The 19,733-nt window shown below is 56.6% G+C and carries 19 protein-coding genes and 3 pseudogenes; 13 read left to right on the forward strand and 9 right to left on the reverse strand.

Annotated features, from left to right (window positions below):
* Window positions 1-16: 16 nt before the first annotated feature.
* The 5 genes from ACA041_RS09530 to ACA041_RS09550 all read right to left on the reverse strand — a co-directional run bounded on the left by ACA041_RS09530 (window position 17) and on the right by ACA041_RS09550 (window position 3,892).
* Window positions 17-1,273 (reverse strand): Nramp family divalent metal transporter, encoded by a 1,257-nt coding sequence (locus tag ACA041_RS09530; protein WP_497440863.1) that lies wholly within the window; start codon window positions 1,271-1,273, stop codon window positions 17-19.
* Between the two features lie 39 nt (window positions 1,274-1,312).
* Window positions 1,313-1,690: a hypothetical protein gene (locus tag ACA041_RS09535; protein ID WP_497440864.1), complete on the reverse strand. Its 378-nt coding sequence runs from the start codon at window positions 1,688-1,690 to the stop codon at window positions 1,313-1,315.
* The gene (locus ACA041_RS09540) at window positions 1,687-2,745 is read right to left on the reverse strand and encodes an L-dopachrome tautomerase-related protein (protein WP_497440865.1); all 1,059 of its coding nucleotides are present in this window, start codon (window positions 2,743-2,745) and stop codon (window positions 1,687-1,689) included. The genes ACA041_RS09535 and ACA041_RS09540 overlap by 4 nt, the downstream gene beginning before the upstream one ends.
* Complete coding sequence (locus tag ACA041_RS09545) at window positions 2,742-3,182, reverse strand: cupin domain-containing protein (protein ID WP_497440866.1); 441 nt, start codon at window positions 3,180-3,182, stop codon at window positions 2,742-2,744. The genes ACA041_RS09540 and ACA041_RS09545 overlap by 4 nt, the downstream gene beginning before the upstream one ends.
* Before the next feature lie 182 nt (window positions 3,183-3,364).
* Window positions 3,365-3,892 (reverse strand): FUSC family protein, encoded by a 528-nt coding sequence (locus ACA041_RS09550; RefSeq protein WP_497440867.1) that lies wholly within the window; start codon window positions 3,890-3,892, stop codon window positions 3,365-3,367.
* 242 nt (window positions 3,893-4,134) lie between these two features.
* On the opposite strand from ACA041_RS09550, the gene ACA041_RS09555 reads away from it, so the two are divergent.
* The 6 genes and pseudogenes from ACA041_RS09555 to ACA041_RS09580 all read left to right on the forward strand — a co-directional run.
* Complete coding sequence (locus ACA041_RS09555) at window positions 4,135-5,190, forward strand: zinc-dependent alcohol dehydrogenase family protein (RefSeq protein WP_497440868.1); 1,056 nt, start codon at window positions 4,135-4,137, stop codon at window positions 5,188-5,190.
* An 11-nt stretch (window positions 5,191-5,201) separates the two neighbouring features.
* Window positions 5,202-6,680: an NADP-dependent succinate-semialdehyde dehydrogenase gene (gene gabD, locus ACA041_RS09560; RefSeq protein ID WP_497440869.1), complete on the forward strand. Its 1,479-nt coding sequence runs from the start codon at window positions 5,202-5,204 to the stop codon at window positions 6,678-6,680.
* A gap of 86 nt (window positions 6,681-6,766) precedes the next feature.
* Window positions 6,767-7,117: a hypothetical protein gene (locus ACA041_RS09565; protein ID WP_497440870.1), complete on the forward strand. Its 351-nt coding sequence runs from the start codon at window positions 6,767-6,769 to the stop codon at window positions 7,115-7,117.
* Complete coding sequence (locus tag ACA041_RS09570) at window positions 7,074-7,508, forward strand: IS66 family transposase (RefSeq protein ID WP_497440871.1); 435 nt, start codon at window positions 7,074-7,076, stop codon at window positions 7,506-7,508. Before ACA041_RS09565 ends, ACA041_RS09570 begins: the two co-directional genes overlap by 44 nt.
* Window positions 7,508-7,564 (forward strand): annotated as a pseudogene (locus ACA041_RS09575) (transposase domain-containing protein); the annotation flags it as partial. The gene ACA041_RS09570 and the pseudogene ACA041_RS09575, both read left to right, overlap by 1 nt.
* Before the next feature lie 209 nt (window positions 7,565-7,773).
* Window positions 7,774-8,175 (forward strand): annotated as a pseudogene (locus tag ACA041_RS09580) (DDE-type integrase/transposase/recombinase); the annotation flags it as partial.
* 163 nt (window positions 8,176-8,338) lie between these two features.
* On the opposite strand, the gene ACA041_RS09585 reads toward ACA041_RS09580, so the two are convergent.
* Together ACA041_RS09585 and mdaB are read right to left on the reverse strand one after the other, a co-directional pair.
* On the reverse strand, window positions 8,339-9,235 hold the full coding sequence (locus ACA041_RS09585) for a LysR substrate-binding domain-containing protein (RefSeq protein WP_497440872.1): 897 nt from the start codon (window positions 9,233-9,235) through the stop codon (window positions 8,339-8,341).
* An 81-nt stretch (window positions 9,236-9,316) separates the two neighbouring features.
* Entirely contained in the window at window positions 9,317-9,907 is a 591-nt protein-coding gene (gene mdaB / locus ACA041_RS09590) for an NADPH:quinone oxidoreductase MdaB (RefSeq protein WP_497440873.1), read from the reverse strand.
* 599 nt (window positions 9,908-10,506) lie between these two features.
* On the opposite strand from mdaB, the gene ACA041_RS09595 reads away from it, so the two are divergent.
* On the forward strand, window positions 10,507-10,728 hold the full coding sequence (locus ACA041_RS09595; RefSeq protein WP_497440874.1) for a helix-turn-helix domain-containing protein: 222 nt from the start codon (window positions 10,507-10,509) through the stop codon (window positions 10,726-10,728).
* Entirely contained in the window at window positions 10,683-10,802 is a 120-nt protein-coding gene (locus tag ACA041_RS09600; protein ID WP_497440875.1) for a hypothetical protein, read from the forward strand. The genes ACA041_RS09595 and ACA041_RS09600 overlap by 46 nt, the downstream gene beginning before the upstream one ends.
* 48 nt (window positions 10,803-10,850) lie before the next feature.
* Here ACA041_RS09600 and ACA041_RS09605 read toward each other — a convergent pair whose 3' ends face one another.
* Window positions 10,851-11,111, reverse strand: coding sequence for a hypothetical protein (locus tag ACA041_RS09605; protein WP_497440876.1), 261 nt, complete (start codon window positions 11,109-11,111; stop codon window positions 10,851-10,853).
* Window positions 11,112-11,622: 511 nt separating this feature from the next.
* Between ACA041_RS09605 and ACA041_RS09610 the strand changes: the two are divergent.
* The 5 genes and pseudogenes from ACA041_RS09610 to ACA041_RS09630 form a co-directional block, all read left to right on the forward strand.
* Window positions 11,623-11,935, forward strand: a pseudogene (locus tag ACA041_RS09610) (aldehyde dehydrogenase family protein); the annotation flags it as partial.
* Window positions 11,936-12,272: 337 nt separating this feature from the next.
* Complete coding sequence (locus ACA041_RS09615) at window positions 12,273-12,410, forward strand: hypothetical protein (protein WP_497440877.1); 138 nt, start codon at window positions 12,273-12,275, stop codon at window positions 12,408-12,410.
* A gap of 183 nt (window positions 12,411-12,593) precedes the next feature.
* On the forward strand, window positions 12,594-13,739 hold the full coding sequence (locus ACA041_RS09620; protein ID WP_497440878.1) for an efflux RND transporter periplasmic adaptor subunit: 1,146 nt from the start codon (window positions 12,594-12,596) through the stop codon (window positions 13,737-13,739).
* Entirely contained in the window at window positions 13,736-16,918 is a 3,183-nt protein-coding gene (locus ACA041_RS09625; RefSeq protein WP_497440879.1) for an efflux RND transporter permease subunit, read from the forward strand. The genes ACA041_RS09620 and ACA041_RS09625 overlap by 4 nt, the downstream gene beginning before the upstream one ends.
* Window positions 16,911-18,293 carry an efflux transporter outer membrane subunit gene (locus ACA041_RS09630; RefSeq protein WP_497440880.1) on the forward strand — a complete coding sequence of 461 codons (1,383 nt, stop codon included), beginning with the start codon at window positions 16,911-16,913 and terminating at the stop codon, window positions 18,291-18,293. The genes ACA041_RS09625 and ACA041_RS09630 overlap by 8 nt, the downstream gene beginning before the upstream one ends.
* A gap of 103 nt (window positions 18,294-18,396) precedes the next feature.
* Here ACA041_RS09630 and ACA041_RS09635 read toward each other — a convergent pair whose 3' ends face one another.
* Window positions 18,397-19,704, reverse strand: a complete 1,308-nt coding sequence (locus tag ACA041_RS09635) for an MFS transporter (RefSeq protein WP_497440881.1) — start codon at window positions 19,702-19,704, stop codon at window positions 18,397-18,399.
* Between the last annotated feature and the right edge of the window lie 29 nt (window positions 19,705-19,733).

The raw sequence follows: 19,733 nt of genomic DNA on the forward strand, positions 1-19,733 counted from the left end.
TATGGGAGGAGGGCATTCAAAGAATGACTGATGTAACCAACCAGAGATTGGCGGCGCTGGTCAGCAGGAAAATACACCAGGCCATGACGGCGACCGGGCGTGAGATAGCAAAATCACCCATCAGCGTTTTATCGCTGGTGAAACGAATCAACGGATAGACCGCAAACGGCAGTTGCACTGACAACACCACCTGAGAAAACACCAACAGATCACCCACCGCGGAGTCGCCCAGCCAGAGAATCCCGCACAACGCTGGCACCATGGCCAGCAGACGTGTGACTACGCGCTGTTTCCACAATGAAACCTTCAGTTTCAAGAACCCTTCGAGCACGACCTGGCCGGCGAGGGTGCCGGTCAACGTCGCGCTTTGACCTGAGGCGAGCAGTGCCAGGGCGAACAGCACAGCGGAGATGGCCACACCTGTCAGGGGGGCCAGTAATTGATGGGCCTGCTCGATCCCGCCAATGCTAGTGTGCCCGCTGTCGTGGAAGACGGCGGCGGCCACCAGCAGAATTGCAACTTGCACGGCTGCCGCAATTGAAAGCGCGCGGATCGTATCGTTGGAACCCCGGCGCAGGGACTGTTTTACCTGCTCACCGTCATGTGTGACGCTATCGGACCGGGCCAGTGATGAATGCAGGTACAGATTGTGGGGCATGACAGTGGCGCCGATGATGCCCACCGCGATGAACAGCGCCCCTGGCTGAGCCAGCGTGTCCAATGAAGGAATGAACCCCTGAAACATCGCGTTGGTATCGAGCGTGATCAGTGCCAGCTCAATGGCAAAGCACAGGACAATGGTCGCCACCAGGGCCAGGACGATCTTCTGCACTCGGCCACTGGCGGCACCCTTCAAGCCGAGGATGACCAGTGTGCTGACAGCGGTCAGCACGATACCGATGGTCAGTGGCAGGTTGAACAGTAATTTGAACGCCAGCGCCGCACCGAGGACCTCAGCAATGTCAGTGGCGACGATGGCAATCTCCGCCATTGCCCAGTGTGCGAGTGTGGCTTGTCGACCGTAGCGAAGACGACAGGTCTGGGCAAGGTCCTGACCTGTGACGACGCCCAGACGCAAAGCCAGTGTTTGCAAAAGCATGGCCGCCAGACTCGACAGCACCACCATGAACAGCAGGCTGTAACCGAACTGAGCGCCGGCAGCGATTCCGGTAGCCCAGTTGCCGGGATCCATGTAACCCACTGCAATTAACAGTCCGGGCCCCATCAGCAGCGAAAGGCGCCCTGGGGCTGTCGATTGTTTATTGGCGGGCATACCGGGTTGCTCCGACAACGAGGTTTTTGCCGTCATCGATCAGTCCGCCCTTCGTGGTCTCAAAAGATGGGGTAGGCGAACCAGCACCAAGGTATGGATGAACAGTAGAAGACCTGCAACCGACAGGGTTTGCGAAGCTCGCCCGCTCAAACATTGGGCCAGCAGCAAGCAAACCAGAGCAGCCGATTGGGTCAGTAAGCGGTGGGCCAACACGGTTCGTGAGGAATTCGCCACGTCGAACAGGCAGGCAGGCCATTGGGTTGGCCTGGCTCGCGAGAACGTTATGGCCGCGATCACCACCACGGCGTAGATCCAGATACCGAGACCCGTACCGCCTTCAGTCAGCAGCAAGCCTACAGCGCTGGCCGTCATCAACAGCAGTGCAATAACAACTGACACAGCGGGGCTATTGCTCATGGTGTTGCGCTCAACTCCATCGGTGCGCTCACCCGCAAACGCAGAACATGAAACGGTGGTTGGCTGTCGTCCTCACCTGCATTGAGCAGTGGGTGGCGGTGCAACTGGTTAGCCGTGATGTAGAGCCATTCCCCCTGGGCATCGAGCTCAACGCCGTCCGGCCAGGCGAGCAATCGATCGTCCTGGGCAAGAATGCGGTAGCCGGCAGGTGACGCCAGCCCGATCGCATTATTCGCGATGTCGGTGACATAGACGTTGCCCTCTGCGTCGACATCAAACCCGTCGCAATGAGGCTTGTCGCACCAGTACTCAACAGCCTCGCTCAGCGGTGCGATGTCGGCGGGTTCCGCGAGGACTCCGGTTGATACCCGATAGACCTTGCGTGCGGACATCGAACCGAAATAAACCCAGCGGCCCAGCGGGTCGATCGCGATGGGATTGAGGCCGTAGCGGTAAGGAATGACTTCGCCTTCTGGCGTGCGCCGTGAAAGGGCTTTTCCACCGATCATCAGCGGCACATCTCCAGGCATCAACCCCGGGTAGCACTCAAGCGATCGCCATGAAAGACCTGTTTGCAGGTCGACCACGACAATGGCCGGGTAGTCGCTTTCACCATTGGGGTTCATCGTCATGTCGGCGATGTAAATGCGCTGATGTCGCCAATCGATCACGAAGTCCTGAGTGAAAGAACTTGGGCGAAGCACGTTCTGCGGTAGCACGATCAGGCGGTGCAGGCGATCTTCTTGATCGTTCCAGGCGATGAGGCGCGGCTGTAGGCCCGGTCCGCCCATATCGAGTATCCAGACGATCCCCTGAGGGTCGGTGCGGATGCCGATCACAGCGGACATCCCTCGACCGTCCGTACCCGGTTTGCCCGCCCAGGTTTCATTGGGGTAGGCCGGATGCTGACCCTCCCGGGCCACCGCACGCACCGAAATATCCGGCGCGATGATGGCGGATACTGACACCAGCACCCGCCCATCCGGCATCACCGTCGGGTTGCCCGGGCGCTCAACCGGAAACGTCGCAAAAATCTCCAGTTGACGGGTGTTCATGACAGAGCCTTGACGAAGGATGCAGCGGTGCCAGCGGTCGGGTCGACGAAAATGATGTCGCTTGGATCGCGACGCGGAGTGTCGACCGACACCATGAACAGTGGATGTTCAAGGATCTCTGGCATGCCGTGGATAGTGAACCTCTTGAAGAAAAGCATCTCGCCGGGACCGACTTCGAACGGTTCACGGTCTCCCATGAAAAACCTGGCGCGCCCGGACATTACGATGAGGTATTCATCACAGGTCGCGTGGTAGTGCGCAGGTGTCGGGTGGTAGACACGAAAGACCCGGGCGCTGGCCTCGTCTTCGTCGGTCAGCCTTGAATCAACCAGCAGCGTGTCGGCGGTCTCGGGGAACGTCTTGACGATCGCATCGAGATTAAACGAGGCATGAGGCGCAGCCTCTACCAGTTTTTTTCGTGTGCTTGCTTCGGTCATCTTGAAACCCTCACTCAGGTGTCCTTTTCAGCGGACGCTGCGATGTTGTGTGTGGGTTCAGGATAAGCATTGGACTGGTTGCGGAGAACGCTGCGGGGGGGCACAAGATTTGAGAATTAAAAGAACAACTGTGTTTTGACTAGAGAGCTGGGGGCTGACTAAGCCCGCCCCGAACAGCCGCTTCAGTGCCTTGTATCAGGCCAGAACCGCCGGGCTCTCGTTTCGAGTGCTGCTATCACGATAGCAGTCGTCGAGCCCAGTGTTACCTCCAGAAAACGCATTAGCCCTGTCTCCCAGATGGCCGAACCTACATCCTTGCTCAACAGGATGATGACCGCAGTCCACAGCCCAACCCGCCATTGTGGACGATTGGCGATTACCGCCGCAGTCACAGCGGTGACGATCATTAACTCGATGGAGGGCGCCAAGTGCAAATGTTGCATGAACATCTGACAGAGGGTCGCGATTGTTGCGCCCAGCGCTGTGCCAATCACCCGATTGCAGAACTCGGAAAAGGTGTCACCCAGATTTTCCTTGCTGGTGATCAAGGCTGAAACAGGTGCCCACAACGGTTGATGGAGCTGCAACAGGACGGCCAAACTATAAGCCAGACCCGCTGTAAGGGAGGAGCGAGCAGCGCACACAAACATGATACGGATTCGTGTTCTGCGCGATTGGTGGCTGACGATTTGACGAGGGAGTTCTGACATGCGGCATCCAGCAACGTAGGAGTGACAGCGACGCCACTATAGGTGCATCCGGAGCGACTGTTTTGCGAATTCAATTCCAAACAGCTGCGCCCGATGATGCGTTTCTGACACGGGCTGCCTGCGGCATAGTGGTGAGTACTCACTATCGAGTCCAGCTGCGTCGGAGACAAAAGATGCAAGTCAGAGCTGCTGTTCTAAGACACATGAATGTTAAGCCGCCTTATGCCCAGAGCAAGCCGATTGTGATTGAGACAATCGAACTGGCGCCCCCGGGGCCTGGAGAAGTACTGGTGCGTATTCGTGCCGCTGGACTTTGTCATTCCGATCTCTCGGTGATTAATGGCGATCGCCCTCGGCCGATGCCTATGGCGCTCGGCCATGAGGCGGCCGGGGTCGTCGAAGCGTTGGGCGAAGGGGTCAGTGACCTTGAACTGGGGGATCACGTGGTCATGGTGTTCATGCCCAGTTGCGGCCATTGTCTTCCGTGCGCCGAAGGTCGCCCGGCCCTCTGTGAACCGGGTGCGAAAGCGAATGCGGCGGGTACGCTGATCAACGGTTCAGTGCGTTTGAGCGATCCTGCTGGTCACGTGCATCATCATTTGGGGGTCTCGGCATTTGCCGAATACGCCGTGGTGTCGCGCAACTCGGTGGTCAAAATCGACCGCGATCTGCCCTTTGTCGAAGCGGCGCTGTTTGGTTGTGCTGTGTTGACGGGGGTCGGCGCCGTGGTCAATACCGCGCAATTGCGGGTCGGCTCAACCGCCGTGGTGATTGGTCTGGGTGGTGTCGGCCTGGCGTCAGTGCTGGGTGCACGGGCGGCCGGGGCGAGCAAAATCATCGCTGTTGACCTTTCACCGGAGAAGCTCGCCCTGGCCAAAGACGTCGGCGCGACCGCGGTGGTCAACGGCGGCGATCCGGACGCCGTTGAGCAGGTACTGCAACTGACCGGCGGCGGCGCCGACTACGTGTTCGAAATGGCCGGTTCGATCCGGGCACTCGATAACGCCATGAAAATGACCAAGCGCGGTGGTATGACCGTGACTGCAGGCCTGCCGCCGCCAGGTTCGGCACTGTCGGTTAACGTGGTTCAGTTGGTGGGCGAGGAGCGCACGCTCAAGGGCAGCTACATCGGTACTTGTGTGCCGATCCGCGATATTCCGCGGTTCATCGAGCTCTATCGTGATGGTCGACTGCCGGTGGATCGGCTGTTGAGCGGCAGACTCAAACTGGACGACATCAACGAAGGTTTCGACCGCTTGCATGACGGCAGCGCAGTGCGTCAGGTCATTGAATTTTGAGGAGTAACAGCATGGCCGATACAAACTTCCTGGCAACGCTCGACGACCCCACGTTGTTCCGTGAGGCGAACTTCATCAATGGCCTGTGGCTGGAGGTGGGCGAGGGACGCAGCATCACCGTTACTAACCCCGCCACCGGTAAGGTACTGGGGCGCGTGCCTTCCTTTGGGGCCAGTGAGACCGCCCTGGCCATCGCCGCCGCCAAACGCGCGCAACCGGCGTGGCGAGCGCTCACCGCCAAAGAGCGCGCGGTCAAACTGCGCCACTTGTTCGAGTTGATGATCACCCACCGCGAAGACCTTGCGCGGATCATGACAGCCGAACAAGGCAAGCCGCTGGCCGAAAGTCGTGGCGAGATCACCTATGCCGCGTCATTCATTGAATGGTTCGCGGAGGAGGGCAAGCGTGTTTATGGCGATACCATCGCCTCCCATTCAACGACCAGCCGCATCATCGTTCAGAAAGAACCCATCGGCGTGTTTGCCGCGATTACCCCGTGGAACTTCCCCGCAGCGATGATTACCCGCAAGGCCGGGCCAGGCTGGGCGGCCGGTTGCACCGGTGTACTGCGTCCTGCCAGTCAGACACCTTTTTCGGCGATCGCAATTGCAGTGTTGGCCGAGCGCGCCGGTCTGCCTGCCGGCGTGTGCAACGTGATTACCGGGCCCGGCAGTGAAATCGGCGCCGAGCTGACCTCCAACCCGGACGTGCGCAAACTGTCCTTCACCGGCAGCACCGAGGTCGGTGCCACACTGTTGGCCCAATGCGCACCCACGATCAAAAAGACCAGCATGGAACTCGGCGGCAATGCGCCTTTTATCGTGTTTGATGATGCTGATCTTGATGCTGCTGTTCAGGGTGCGCTCGCGTCCAAGTACCGAAACGCAGGGCAGACGTGTGTGTGCGCTAACCGTCTGCTGGTCCAGGACGGTATTTATGATGCTTTCGCCGCCAAACTGAAAACCGCCGTCGATGCCATGAAAGTAGGTAACGGTTTTGAGGAGGGCGTGACGATCGGCCCACTGATTGACGACGCCGCCGTGCGCAAGGCCGAGGAGCATGTCGCCGATGCCGTTGAGCGCGGAGCCTCTGTCTTGGTAGGTGGCGAGCGTCATCCATTGGGGGGCAGTTTCTACCGGCCGACCATCCTGGTGAACGTGCCAAGGGAGTCGAAGGTGTTCCGTGAGGAGACGTTCGGTCCTGTCGCACCGCTGTTCCGTTTCAGTACCGAGGAGCAAGCCATCGAGATGGCCAACGACACCGAGTTCGGCCTGGCGTCGTATTTCTACAGCCGTGATATCGGTCGGATCATGCGGGTGGCCGAGGCGCTTGAATGTGGCATCGTCGGGATCAATGAAGGGTTGATATCGACGGAAGTGGCGCCGTTCGGAGGTGTGAAGTCGTCGGGGCTTGGTCGTGAGGGCTCCAAGTACGGAATCGAAGACTATCTTGAAATCAAATACCTCTGCCTGGGGGGCATTGATCGCTGACAGAGGTTTGGGGAGATGGCCACCCGGTCATCTCCTTTTTAATTAGTTTCAATAACTTTTTCCTCTTCACACAAGCAGATTACTCGATGCGTATCTGGCTCGATCCGGAACCCGTCGCGGCCTTCAATCTGACCGCAGCAGACATCAACACCGTGGTGCGTCTGAAGGATGTGGCCCGCACTCACCATCGCGGCAGCGACAGCAATCTTGCTGCTCAACTCTGTAACCCTGTCTCCAGCATTGACGGCGATGATTGTGCATCACCACACCCCTCAGACGCACCACGCACCCAAAACAGTTTTCATGGGGCGTGGTGCCTATTGCTTCAACAGCGGGCCTCTTTAAACTTGCATCAGGCTAAGCAGGCAGAGGCCTTGAGAGATGGTTCTGTCCTTGAGCTGGCAGTACGCTGTAGTGCAATGTCTCGAGCGCTTTGAAATTGCGCGCAGTACTAAACCAAGATTCAAGTGCAACCACCACATCATTATCTTCAAAACCAACATAGGCTCATCGATTGACCAGTCGGGCAGGTATCGCCGTCATAACAAGAAGTGCACAGAGAAAAAGAAAATCGCCGGGTGTGCGGCGATGGATGCGTTGCATATCCGGATGATCGCGCAGCGGGAGCGTGTGCACGATGGGGGGGGGCATCGCGAAGGCCTTCGACTACAGCCTGAAACGCTGGACGGCGCTGTACGCTACCTCGATGACGGTGCGGTACCCATAGATAACAATCACGCCGAGCAGCAGATCAGACCGTGGGTTATGGGGCGCAAGAATTGGCTCTTCGCCGGGTCGTTGCGCAGCGGCATACGTGGGGGGCGCTGATGAGCCTGATCCAATTGGCCAAGCTCAATGGGCATGACCCGTATGCCTACCTGAAGGATGTTCTTACGCGCTTTCCGACCCAACGTGCAGCGAGAGTAGCGCTTTGCTTCCCCACAAATGGACGCCTATTTAATACCGTCACATTGCCCAGGATATGGCCGCCTCAGGCGCTATTTATAAAGCACACTTGGGGTTCCGTCATCGTTGAAATAGTAGATATTTTCATGCTTATAACCCCATTTACCGCCTCTCAAACGGAGCTGGGGCTCGCATGTTCGATGTCCCTGCGTCCAATCAGGTCTGGTGCGGCGAAATCACTTACATCTGGGCCCAGGGGAAGTTGCATTACCTGGATGTCGTGCTGGATCTTTTTTGCGCGGTGGGTGGCGGGCTGTGCGCTGTCTGAAACGCCGGATGCCAAGCTGATTATCAAAGCGCTGGACATGTCCTACGAACAACATGGAGTACTTCAGGGTGTGTTGGTTCACTCGGATCAAGGTTCGCAGTATGCGAGCCGCCTTTTTCGTCCACGCTGGTGGCGCATATCGAATGCGCTAGAGCATAAGCCACCCAGTAAAAAAACTGAGTTCGCCCCCACCAATTCAACGGCGGGCTAGGGTTAATTCAGCTCGAGAAAAAACTTAACGTCGTGTCCGGGATTAGTTGACCACTACAATTTATGGATTGGCCAAAATCGCAAGCTACCCGCCTGCTCAGGAAGCTGCACTGCCATGGCTAGTGAACACCTTTTAAGTAGTTGGATGAATCTACCAGTGGACATCCATTCCTGCGCCACTTAGGAGTCTACAAGGGCAGAGCTACTTCAACCTTTAAACTGCATACCCCGCCATCTTCTCCTGAATAAAATCCAGGAAGCATCGGATTCTCAGCGCCAGTTGCGAGTTTCTGTAGTAAACAGCATGAATTGGTTGACGATGACTGCTGCAGGCGTCGGGCAAAATGACTTTGAGGCGCTCCAAGCGAATGTCTTCGTGGGTCATGAAATGCGACAGACAGACGATGCCCTCTCCCGCTAGTGCCAATTGGCGTAATGTCTCGCCACTGGACGCTGATATCACTGGCTTAATAAGCAGGCGGTCGCCTTTAGCGTGTCGCAGCGGCCAGTAGTTGAGAGATTCGGTATTGGTAAAGCCTAACAGCGAGTAATCGGAAAGGGCGTCGGCACTTTTGGGTATGCCATGGAGCTCAAGATAGCTCGGGCTGGCGAGGATATTCATAGCGCTGCTACCCAAATAACGCGCATGCAATGTCGAATCGGCCAGCTCGCCAATGCGGGTGGCCACATCGGTGCTTTGTTCCAATAGGTCGATAATTAGATCGTTGCTGTTGAGTTCTAGCAGAATGTGTGGGTAGCGCTGGCGGAACTCTGCCACGTAGGGCACAACCGAATGCAGCATGAATGGCGAGGCCGCATTTATCCGCAAGCGCCCCGTCGGCGTCTGATGCCGCACTGACAGGTTCTCCTCCAGATCTTCCAACCGCGCCAGTATTTTCCTGGCTTGCTCCCAAAAGTACTTGCCTTCCTCTGTTAGATCCATGCGCCGCGTGGTGCGGTTGACCAGTGTGGTTTCCAGCTTCGCTTCGAGCCGCGACAAGGTGCGACTGATGGCTGACGGTGTTTGTCCGGCTTGCTCGGCAGCGGCCGAAATTGAACCGCATTCAATAACCGAGACAAACACCTGTAACTCATCGGATCGTGCTTTCATTATTGCTCTCCGCTCAAGACGCACAAGAATATTAATGTAGTTGTGATCAAGAATAAGAGCGCACGAGCCCTATGTGGAAGATTATTGAGTGACGCCGAAGACCTGAGCTAAATGCGCTTCATAGTGTTTTACGTCGGCTTCAATCTGCGGCATTTTCATCACATCGACAGTCAGGAAGGTCGGCAAAGCCGTCATGTCGAGAAACTGGTTAGCTTTGTGGAAAGGGAAATAAACTGCATCCACACCTTTGCCTTCGAAGAAGTCAGCGGGATCATCAAAGGCTTTCTGCGGTGCGTTCCAAGTCGCGGAAATCATGTACTTCTTGCCTTTCAACAGGCCGCCGCTGCCGTACTTTTTCGAGGCATCGGATCGGCTTCGACCGTCGTTGGCGTACAACGAGTTATAGCCTTCGGTGAAGACCTCGTCGACATACTTCTTCACGGTCCAGGGCGCGCCCATCCACCAGCCAGGCATTTGATAGATGACGACGTCAGCCCATATATACTTCTGCACTTCTTCGGCAATGTCGTAGCCGCCGTCGATGAATGTCTCTTTTAGATCGAATCCGGCACAATCTAAGAAGGCCCGCGCGGCTTCGTGCAGGGTGGTGTTGTAACGTCCATCGGAATGCGCGAACTGCTTTCCGCCATTTAGTAATAGAATTTTTTTCATGTCTTTTCTCATTGAGCTCTGTAGGTCATTAGATTCGATGGGCGGAATATAATCAGTGGCTTCAAGGAGAGTAAGGCCCATGCGGGAAAATGACATTTGTCTTAAAGGAATGAATTGGTAAGAAATTATTAATTTTAAGTTTTTCAGCCTTCACGTTAGGCGAGTAAGGTGACGATGGCAGATTTATACAATAGCTCCGGGGTCAAACTAAACGCGATCCAATTCATTTTCTTGGAAAGATCACGGAGGTACATTCTATACATTTTGCCCTTAGTCCGCGTGGTGACGCAGTAGGCCTAGTGCTTGAAAAGATTGCAGCCATATCGAAACAGGGTCATACCCTAAATGGGATCTGTAAGGCGATTCATGACAGCAACTGACGGCTTCGCCTGACGTGCCTTAGTTATCTCAATTAGAATAGATTCACAAGTGAAGTGAAGTGAATCGTATCGCTTACATTTCGACGTATTGTTTATGTTGCTTGTGATATTTTTTCACTAGCAATAGAGTGGGAGAGCATCGTGGATAATAGAGCGGGCGAAATGTTGGTATTCGGACGGGTCGTCGATGCTGGCATTTTTTGCTAGCGTCAGATGCTAATGACGCCTTCAACAGTCAGTATACTTATTTTTCGTCTGGAGTTGCGTCTTGGAGTACGCCTACTGGAGCGTTCGACACGCAAGCTGTCGCCGACCGGTGAAGGACGCATCTGGTATTCTGGGGAGCTCATCCAAAAATTCAGATCATCCTGTCCTTATCCGATGACATTGTTGACATGTACCTGGATCGAACCGACATTGCCTTTCAACTGGGCGTATTGAGTGATTCGACTTTGCGAGCGAGGAAGATCGGTGTCGCTCGGCGCAAGATAGTTGCATCCCCGGGGTACCTGTAAAAGTGCGGTGTCCCCGAAACTCTTGAAGCCCTCGCCGAGCACAATTGCTTAAGCTTCAATTTTCTTCGCTCCAGCCCTGTCTGGCCCATGCATCAGAGCGGACGCATCATTGATCGCATCGTCCAAGGCAATCTGCAGGCCAACAATGGCGAGACCGTACTCCGTATGGCCATTGCCGGCGTGGGAATTGCGTGATTGGCTGACTCCCATATTGATGAGGATCTTGCCGCTGGGCGACTGGGCGAGGTGCTCGCGGAGACCGGCCATGACTGCGAAGACGTCCATGTGCTTTGTCAGGGAGGCCATCATGTGCCCCGACGCATTCGGACTTTCCTCGACTTCATGGTGCCGAGTTTGCAAAACTTCATGAGCCGTGATTTAGCACTGCACCGTCGTCAGTCTGCTGATTCGACGGCGTCTCTCAAACGCTCCTCCCCGACGCGGTAGATTGTCTCGAGTGCTCGACGATTTTTGCGCCCCTGGAGCAAAATATAGCTGGACTCGATCGCCAGCGTTCTCCTATCACCATGATCTTTAGCCGACTTCGAGCCGGGGAGTCAGTGGCAGGCGAGGGGCCTACAAAGGCGCAGCCGACTGTTGGTGCAGGGCCGCATCAATTATGCCTTTGCGATCAAACTGAACATCTCCGTTGATGCCATGTGAGTGGGCGACAGTGTGGAGGGTGTAACGATCGATCGGTCCGCTGGCTGTGTGACGATACTGCCTTGCGCAAAGCCGAGGAGCATGTGGCTGATGCTTTAGAGCTCGGGGTCTTTGTTCTCATCGGAGGGGGCGTTATCCACGAGGGCAGTGGTTATCGACCATCCTAGTGAGCGTGCCAGGGGAGTCGAAGGTGTTTTCCGACGAGACATGCGTTCCGTTGGTACCGCTGTCCCATTTCAGCACTCAAGCGCGAACCTTTGAGTTCGTGCTTGCATCGTTATTTGTACGGTCGTGATGTGGGCAGGTTACGCGAGTTGCCAAGGCGCAGGAGTGCGGAATTATCGGGATTTTGTACGGGTTGATATCGACGGAAGTGGCACCTTTCGATGGCGGTGTCAGGACTCGAACGTAAAGGCTCAAAGTATGGAATCGAGGATTACCTTGAAATCAAATACATCGTTGGGGGGGGGGGCGCCGCTGATATTTTAAGCGAAATACCTACACGGCTATATTATTTCTCCTCAATAATCCGGCTTTATTGAAGCCATATCTAATCTCCACTTTCCTTTTGTTGAAAAATTTCTCACATGCTACGTCCTACAATTATTAGTGAATGTGATTCACAAGTAATTGTCAATTTGTTCACCTAGTCTGCCGCCTATTTGTGCGGTAAGGGTTTGGTTTTATTTTTTTAAAGTGTTAATTCGTGTCTTTTAGTCAATATTCTTTTCGTATTCCTGTGGTTTATCTTTGCGGCGTGGTGACGGAAAATCCATTCCATCATAATCACTACCGAGATCACCATAAATGAATTACTTCAAAAAATCCGTTGCACTGTTTGCCATCCTGACTGCTCTTTCTGCGGCATCTGTAGTTCATGCAGAAGAATCCGGCGCCTTTGTCGACCGTAATAAAGCACTGAATGAGCGAGCTGTCGCAGGTTAAGTCGCCATATTGGTGTCGACGTCGATATTCGCATATATGAACTGATATTTAGTTCTATGAATTTTTTTTGGCTATGGATTGACTGTCATTCAGTGGCCAACTGCGGAGAATACTAAAGTGAACTCGAATAAAGCAGGGGAGTCGACATTATCGCCCCCGATCAGAGCGAAGGTTATCAAAGGCGTGGCTTTTTCCGCTGTCAGCTTTACGCTGGTGGCGGCCCTGACCGGCTGTGGTCCGGATAACGCCAGCAACCTGGCGGCGGCCCCGAGCGTTACGGTCAGTCAGCCGGTCAAGTCGATGATCACCGATTGGGATAGTTTTACCGGTCGGTTCGAGGCTACCGATTCGGTGGAAGTTCGCTCGCGGGTCAGCGGCTATCTCGAGAAGGTCGCATTTCAGGATGGCGCCATCGTCAGGAAGGGCGACTTGCTGTTCGTGATCGATTCGCGCTCGTTCCAGGCTGCTGTGGTACAGGCGCAGGGCAAACTGGCTCAGGTTCGTTCGCAACTGGCGTTGGCCGAGCAGGAATTTGCTCGGGCCAACGTCCTGATCGAATCTAAAACCATCGCCCGTAGCCTCTACGATCAACGCTTGCAAGCACGTCAGGCGGCGCAAGCTGAAGTCCTGAGTGCCGAAGGTGCATTGACCAATGCCAAGCTGGAGTTGGAGTTCACCCGTATCACCGCGCCCATGAGCGGTCGCATTAGCCGCAAGCTGATCAGCGAGGGCAACCTGGTCAACGGCGGCAACAGCAGCGCCACGTTGCTGACCACCATCGTTTCGATTGACCCGATTGATATCTACTTTGATATCGATGAGCAGATCTACCTCAAATACCGTCGCCAGGCGAAGACCGCTGCCAACCAGAGCCAGGTGCGGATTGCCTTGCCGGGTGAAGCCGAACCGAGCATGACCGGGCGCATGGACTTCATCGACAACCGACTCGACCCGTCCACCGGCACCTTGCGCCAGCGTGCCCGGGTCAGCAATAAAGACCTGCAGTTGAGCCCGGGGCAATTTGGCCGGGTGCAGTTCTCCAGCCAGGCGGCTTACCCGGCATTGTTGCTGCCGGACACCGCGATCACCGTCGATGCAACCCGCAAAGTCGTCTATGTGCTCAATGTGCAGAACAAGGTCGAAGTTCGCCCTGTAACGCTCGGCAAACTGCATGACGGTTTGCGCGAAATCGCCAGCGGCTTGCAGGCGCAGGACCGGGTGATTGTCGATGGCCTGCAACGCGTGCGGGCCGGTGATACGGCAACGGCTCAGGATCGTTCGCTGGCGCAGGCCGCGAAAGCGACGGGCAACCAGGAGGCGCCGCTATGAGCCTGGGACGAACGTCCATCGAACAACCGGTATTGGCGATTGTGCTGTCCATCGTCCTGATGATTATCGGTGGGCTGGCATATCTGGTCTTGCCGACTTCGGAATATCCGGACATCGCACCACCCACCGTGGTCGTCACCGCGACCTATCCCGGCGCCTCGGCACAGACCGTGGCCGAGACCCTGGCGATTCCTATCGAGCAGGAGGTCAACGGCGTTGAAGACATGCTTTACATGTACAGTCAGGCGACTTCCGATGGCAGCCTGAACCTGACCGTAACGTTCAAGGCCGGCACTGATGTCGACAAGGCACAGGTGTTGGTGCAGAACCGTGTGGCGCTGGCCACCCCGCGTCTACCGGAACCGGTACAGCGCAGTGGTGTGACGGTGCGCAAGTCTTCGCCGACGCAGCTGTCGACGATTTTCATCTCGTCGCCGAAGGGCACCTACGATCAGTTGTATGTGTCGAATTTCGCGATCCGTAACGTCGCTGATGTCCTCAAGCGTATCGACGGTGTCGGCGACATCAACCCGCTGGGGGCTCGCGAGTATTCAATGCGCATCTGGCTCGATCCAGAGCGCGTTGCGGCCTTCAACCTGACGCCGGCAGAGATCATCGCCGCCGTGCGTTCGCAAAACACCCAGGTGGCCGGCGGCGTGATCGCCCAACCCCCGGTGGCGTCCCAGGCGTTTCAGCCAAACCTGATTTTCGAGGGGCGACTGAAAGAGCCAGCCGACTTCGATAACATCGTTCTCAAGTCGGGTACTGCCGGGCGTCTTGTGCGTCTCAAGGATGTCGCACGCACGGAAATCGCCGGGCTGGCGTACGTCAACAACACCTATTACTTGCGTAACCCGGCCATCGGCCTGCAAGTGCTGCAACGTCCGGGCGCCAATGCCTTGGCAACCATGAAAGTGGTCGAAGAGACCATGGAAAAAATCGGCAAGGAATTCCCGGAAGGCATCGAATACAGCATCGGTTACAACCCGACGGCGTTTATTGCCGACAGTATCGGTGAGCTGGGCAAGACCATCTACGAGGCCGTCATCCTCGTGGTGCTGGTGATCATGGTCTTTTTGCAAGGCTGGCGGCCGTCGATCATTCCGATCCTGGCCATCCCCGTGTCTTTGGTCGGCACCTTCGCGGTCATGGCGATGCTCGGTTACTCGATCAACAACCTGACCCTGTTCGGGCTGGTGCTGGCCGTGGGGATCGTGGTCGACAACGCCATTGTGGTGGTGGAGAACGTCGAGCGACATCTGGCTGATGGCAAGAACCCGCTGGAAGCGACCATCGTGACCATGCAGGAAATCGGCGGCGCGTTGATCGCCATTACCCTGGTGTTGTGTGCGGTGTTTATTCCGACCGCGTTCATTCCGGGTATCTCTGGTGAGTTCTTCCGCCAGTTCGGGATCACGATTGCGGTGGCCACAGCGATCTCGCTGTTCAATTCGGTCACGCTGTCTCCAGCGTTGGCGGCGATGATTCTGCGTCGACATGATCCTGAAGCCCATCAGAAGCCGAAAAAAGGCGTCTTTGGTGTGCTCAAGCGTGCCGCTGATGGCTTCAACAGCGGCTTCCTGAAACTCTCTTCAGGCTACGCCGGCAGCGTGCGTGGCCTCGTGGCAAAAACTCCGTTGATGCTGGCGATCTACGCGGTGCTGATTGCCGCGACCGCTTATCTGATGGTGTCGACGCCCAAAGGCTTCATCCCGGTTCAGGATCGTGGCTACCTGGTGGTCATCGTGCAGCTCCCTGACGGTGCCTCTCTGGAGCGGACCAACGAAATTTCTCAGCAGATCGAGGCGATCGCCCTGGATGTGCCGGGGGTGGATCGAGTACCGACATTCTCCGGTTTCTCGATGGTGACCGGTACCAGCTCATCGAATTCGGCCGGTCTGGCGCCCGTATTCCAGCCGTGGTCCGTGCGTAAGTTGCACGGGTTGACGTCGGACAAGATCGCCGAAGATTTGCGCGAACGTTTGAAAGCGGTCAGCGGCGCAACGGTAATTGTCGCCACGCCACCACCGGTTCAAGGGTTGGGTAGCACGGGCGGCTTTTCCATGCGTTTGCAGGATATTGCCGGGTTGGGTACCGAAGCATTGGCCAAGGCAACCGACGACCTGATTGCTGCCGCCAACGCCACTCAAGGCATGACCGGCGTCTATTCACCGTTCTCGGCCCGGACGCCACAGGTGTTCGTTGAGCTGGATCGCGAACGCGCCGAAATGCTGGGCGTGCCAAGCAGCCAGATCAACCAGGCAATTGAAACGTACTTTGGCTCGTCCTACATCAACGATTTCAACCTCGTGGGACGTACTTATCGAGTGACGGCGCAGGCGGACTTGCCGTACAGGGTCACGCCAGAGGATCTGTCTCGGGTCAAAGTGCGCAACGATGCCGGTCAGATGGTGCCGATTGCCAGCGTGACGCGTCTGCATGAGGCTCTGGGTGTGGAGCGATTCCCGCGCTACAACCTGTTTCCTACTGCGGAAATCAACGGCGATACGTTGCCGGGACTGGGCTCCGAGTTCGGGATCAAGACGATGGAACGTCTGGCTAATGAGACGCTGCCAGCCGGCATCACCTATCAGTGGACTGATCTGAGCTATCAGCAAACCACTGCCGGCAACATGGGCCTCCTGGTGTTCCCGTTGTGTGTGATTTTTGTCTACCTAGTACTGGCGGCACAGTACGGCAGCTGGAGTCTGCCACTGGCGATTCTGTTGATCGTGCCGATGTGTCTGCTGGCGGCTGCCGGTGGCGTACGTCTGATGGGGCAGGACATCAATATCCTGACTCAGATCGGTTTTATCGTACTGGTGGGACTGGCGGCGAAGAACGCGATTCTGATCGTCGAAGTGGCAAGGCAGCAGGAGAAAGAGGGGCAAGGCATCGTTGATGCGGTCGTCGAGGCGTGTCGTCTTCGCTTGCGACCGATTCTGATGACCTCGCTGGCCTTCGTTCTGGGTGTGTTGCCGCTGGTGATGTCCGAGGGCGCGGGTTCCGAGATGCGTCAGGCAGTCGGTTCGGCGGTGTTCTTCGGAATGATCGGCGTTACGCTGTTCGGTTTGCTGTTCACTCCGGTCTTCTATGTGTTGATCCGCCGAATGGCCGGTGGCGAGCGTCAGGCACAGCCTAAAACCCAACATTCTGAACAGGGCGTGGCCCATGAATAACTATCTCAGCGTTCCAGGTCTGTTACTTGGGGCCGCGCTACTGAGCGCCTGTACCTCCCCGGTCATGCCGCCCAAAAGCGACTTGCCGGTCGACAGTTACGTCAACGCTCAAGCGGCCGTACCCGCCAGCGCGACCGACAATTGGTGGAAGCTTTATCAAGACCCGTTACTCGACCGTTTGGTGGAGAGCGCCCAAGGGGAAAACCTTGACCTGCAGATTGCGTTGGCGCGGATCGATGCCGGTCGCGCACTGCGCAACATTGCCGGTGCTTCTGGCAGTCCCCAGGTCGATCTGGGGGCCAGTGTGGCGCGTCAGCGTATCTCGGCTGGTCAGGCGGGTTTCACCGACTCGCTGATCACCGAGCCGACCTCATTGGGGTTAAGTGCGGCATGGGAAATCGATCTGTTCGGCCGCATCCGTGAAGGTGTGCGCGCTGCCGACGCCGACCTCAACGCGACAGAGGAAGAGGCGCGGGGTGTGCGTGTGGCGCTGATCACTGAAGTGGTCCAGGCCTATGCCGAAGCGCGAGGGCTGGAGGAGCGCCTGGCGATCGTCAAGCAAAGTGCGGCCAGCCAGGCTGAGACCTTGCAGCTGACTGAGCAGCTGTATGCGGCTGGGGACAGTCCTGAAGCGGACTTGCTTCGCGCCCGTTCGCAGTCGGATTCCACCGCGGCCCAAGTGCCAGCGCTGCAACTGAACTGGCAACGTTCGCTGCATCGCTTGTCGGTGCTGCTCGCCCAGCCGACCGAGACGCTTTATCAGCAGTTCAAGGAGAGTCCGGCGAAGATCTCGACGGTGTCGTTGCTGGACGCTGGTACGCCTGCGGATCTGTTACGTCGGCGTCCCGATATACGCGCCGCCGAAGCACGTTTGATTGCGGCCTATGCGCGAGTCGGTGTGGCCAAGGCGGATCTGTTGCCGCGCTTGAGCCTGTCAGCGGCCCTGGGGTCTTTGATTGACGGTGTGAGCGCCGCCAATCTGGCCAGTTCGACGTTCTGGTTGGCAGGTTTGAATGCCACCGTACCGGTGTTCGACGGCGGACGTCGGCGTAACGTGGTCGATCTTCGGGATGCCGAAGCGCGTCAGGCGTTGCTGAGCTATCGACGCACCGTCCTGACGGCCGTTTCCGAGGTGGAGTCAGCCTTGGCTGCTGCGCAACGCAATGCCGAACGTCAGACTTTCCTGGCCAGTGCGGCCAGTCAAGCCAGCTCAGCTGCCGAGCAGATTCAGCGGGCATGGCGGGCCGGAGAGACGCCGTTCCTTGATGTATTGCAGGCTCAGCGGGTGCAACTGACGGCGCAGAATGCGCTGTCGCAGGTCAAGACCGCACAGTGGCAGAATCAAGCGGCGTTGGTGAATGCGTTGGGGGGGTAGGTAACGACAATTGAAGTACGTTGCGGGCAAGCCCGCCCTCACAGGTTATGAGATGCCTGTAAGGGCGGGCTTGCCCGCAATGGGTCATAACAAACAACGAGGTTCAAATTTTGTCGATCGGCACACCGTGGTTGTTTTTCCACATCAACACCACGGCACTGGCAATGACCGCGACAACGATCAAATAGATGTTGAAGATCCATCCCATATTTTCCGAGTACAGCCAGGTCGTCAGATAGGAGGCTGTACCACCGAACACCGCAACGCCCAGAGAGATACACACCCCAAACATTCGAGTGCGATAGCGGGTTGGGATCTGCTCGGAGATCGATGCCGGTTTACACCCGGTGATGAAGGCCACCAACAACAAGCCCGCCGTCTGCGCCACCATCAAAGTCCACGGTTCGCTGGAAATCAGACCCCACAGCGGAAACAGCGTGGCGGCAATCCCCAGCAAGGAAATCAACGCTGAAATCTTCCGTCCCCACAGGTCCGATATCCAACCGGAGATCGGCAGGAATACCAGGTAAATGACCTGTGCAATGCAGCTCATGGTAAATGCACTGCGTGGGTCCATGCCTTTGACACTGATGGCGTAGATCGAGGCCGAGGTGACCCAGGTGTAGTAGGTCAACGTGGCACCGGCTTCATAAAGAAACAGACGAATGCCGTGCTGGATGATCTTGCCACGGCTCCAGGCCGGCGTTGTTGATTCACCGCCAGCGCTCGGCGAGTGTTCGCTTTCCATCATGTTGCGACGCAGCCACAAGGCGAAGACGGCCAACAGACCACCCGTCGCGAAGGGGATACGCCAGCCCCATTCCTGCATTTCACTCACGGACAACAGTGACGTCAGCAATGCCATGTAGAACGTCGCCAGCAAGGAGCCGCAGCCCACCGCGATAAACACTGTGCTTGACCACAGTCCCCGGCGTTTCGGCGGTGCAATTTCAGCGATGTAGGCGTAGGACGTGGTGGTTTCACCGCCATGGGCAAAACCTTGTACCAGCCTGGCCAGCAGCAACAGTCCTGAAGCCCAACTGCCAACCGATTCATAAGAGGGAATAAAGGCGATCAGCAGACTCGCGCCAGCCATCAACAACATGGTACTGAGCAACACCACGCGTCTGCCCAGTTTGTCGGCGAGGATGCCGAAGAAGATGCCACCAATCGGCCTTAACAGAAACCCCGCAGCAAATACCGCGAGGGTGTTCAGTAGTGCAGAAGTTGCGTTGCTTTTATCGAAGAGTGCGGCGGCGATATACACCGACGCGACGGTATAGATAGTCCAGTCAAACCACTCCAGCAAGTTGCCGATGCCGGTGGCCATCAATGACTTTCTGCGCAGGGATGTACGTGTTTTGGCCTGCCCGATCGAGTAGTCGGGCATGGTCTCGGTGATGTTATTCATTGTTAGCTCCGAGATACTTCATAAACCAC

This window comes from Pseudomonas sp. LBUM1676 (assembly GCF_059695605.1).

What these genes read in the sequence shown, in the direction of transcription:
- ACA041_RS09565 (WP_497440870.1), top strand. Translation starts at nt 6,767, where the DNA reads ATGCGTATCTGGCTCGATCCGGAACCCGTCGCGGCCTTCAATCTGACC.
- ACA041_RS09615 (WP_497440877.1), top strand. Translation starts at nt 12,273, where the DNA reads ATGAATTACTTCAAAAAATCCGTTGCACTGTTTGCCATCCTGACTGCT.
- ACA041_RS09545 (WP_497440866.1), bottom strand. Translation starts at nt 3,182, where the DNA reads ATGACCGAAGCAAGCACACGAAAAAAACTGGTAGAGGCTGCGCCTCAT.
- ACA041_RS09585 (WP_497440872.1), bottom strand. Translation starts at nt 9,235, where the DNA reads ATGAAAGCACGATCCGATGAGTTACAGGTGTTTGTCTCGGTTATTGAA.
- ACA041_RS09630 (WP_497440880.1), top strand. Translation starts at nt 16,911, where the DNA reads ATGAATAACTATCTCAGCGTTCCAGGTCTGTTACTTGGGGCCGCGCTA.
- ACA041_RS09605 (WP_497440876.1), bottom strand. Translation starts at nt 11,111, where the DNA reads ATGATGGCCTCCCTGACAAAGCACATGGACGTCTTCGCAGTCATGGCC.
- ACA041_RS09600 (WP_497440875.1), top strand. Translation starts at nt 10,683, where the DNA reads ATGTACCTGGATCGAACCGACATTGCCTTTCAACTGGGCGTATTGAGT.
- ACA041_RS09550 (WP_497440867.1), bottom strand. Translation starts at nt 3,892, where the DNA reads ATGTCAGAACTCCCTCGTCAAATCGTCAGCCACCAATCGCGCAGAACA.
- ACA041_RS09625 (WP_497440879.1), top strand. Translation starts at nt 13,736, where the DNA reads ATGAGCCTGGGACGAACGTCCATCGAACAACCGGTATTGGCGATTGTG.
- ACA041_RS09540 (WP_497440865.1), bottom strand. Translation starts at nt 2,745, where the DNA reads ATGAACACCCGTCAACTGGAGATTTTTGCGACGTTTCCGGTTGAGCGC.
- ACA041_RS09595 (WP_497440874.1), top strand. Translation starts at nt 10,507, where the DNA reads ATGACGCCTTCAACAGTCAGTATACTTATTTTTCGTCTGGAGTTGCGT.
- ACA041_RS09635 (WP_497440881.1), bottom strand. Translation starts at nt 19,704, where the DNA reads ATGAATAACATCACCGAGACCATGCCCGACTACTCGATCGGGCAGGCC.
- ACA041_RS09530 (WP_497440863.1), bottom strand. Translation starts at nt 1,273, where the DNA reads ATGCCCGCCAATAAACAATCGACAGCCCCAGGGCGCCTTTCGCTGCTG.
- mdaB (WP_497440873.1), bottom strand. Translation starts at nt 9,907, where the DNA reads ATGAAAAAAATTCTATTACTAAATGGCGGAAAGCAGTTCGCGCATTCC.
- gabD (WP_497440869.1), top strand. Translation starts at nt 5,202, where the DNA reads ATGGCCGATACAAACTTCCTGGCAACGCTCGACGACCCCACGTTGTTC.
- ACA041_RS09535 (WP_497440864.1), bottom strand. Translation starts at nt 1,690, where the DNA reads ATGAGCAATAGCCCCGCTGTGTCAGTTGTTATTGCACTGCTGTTGATG.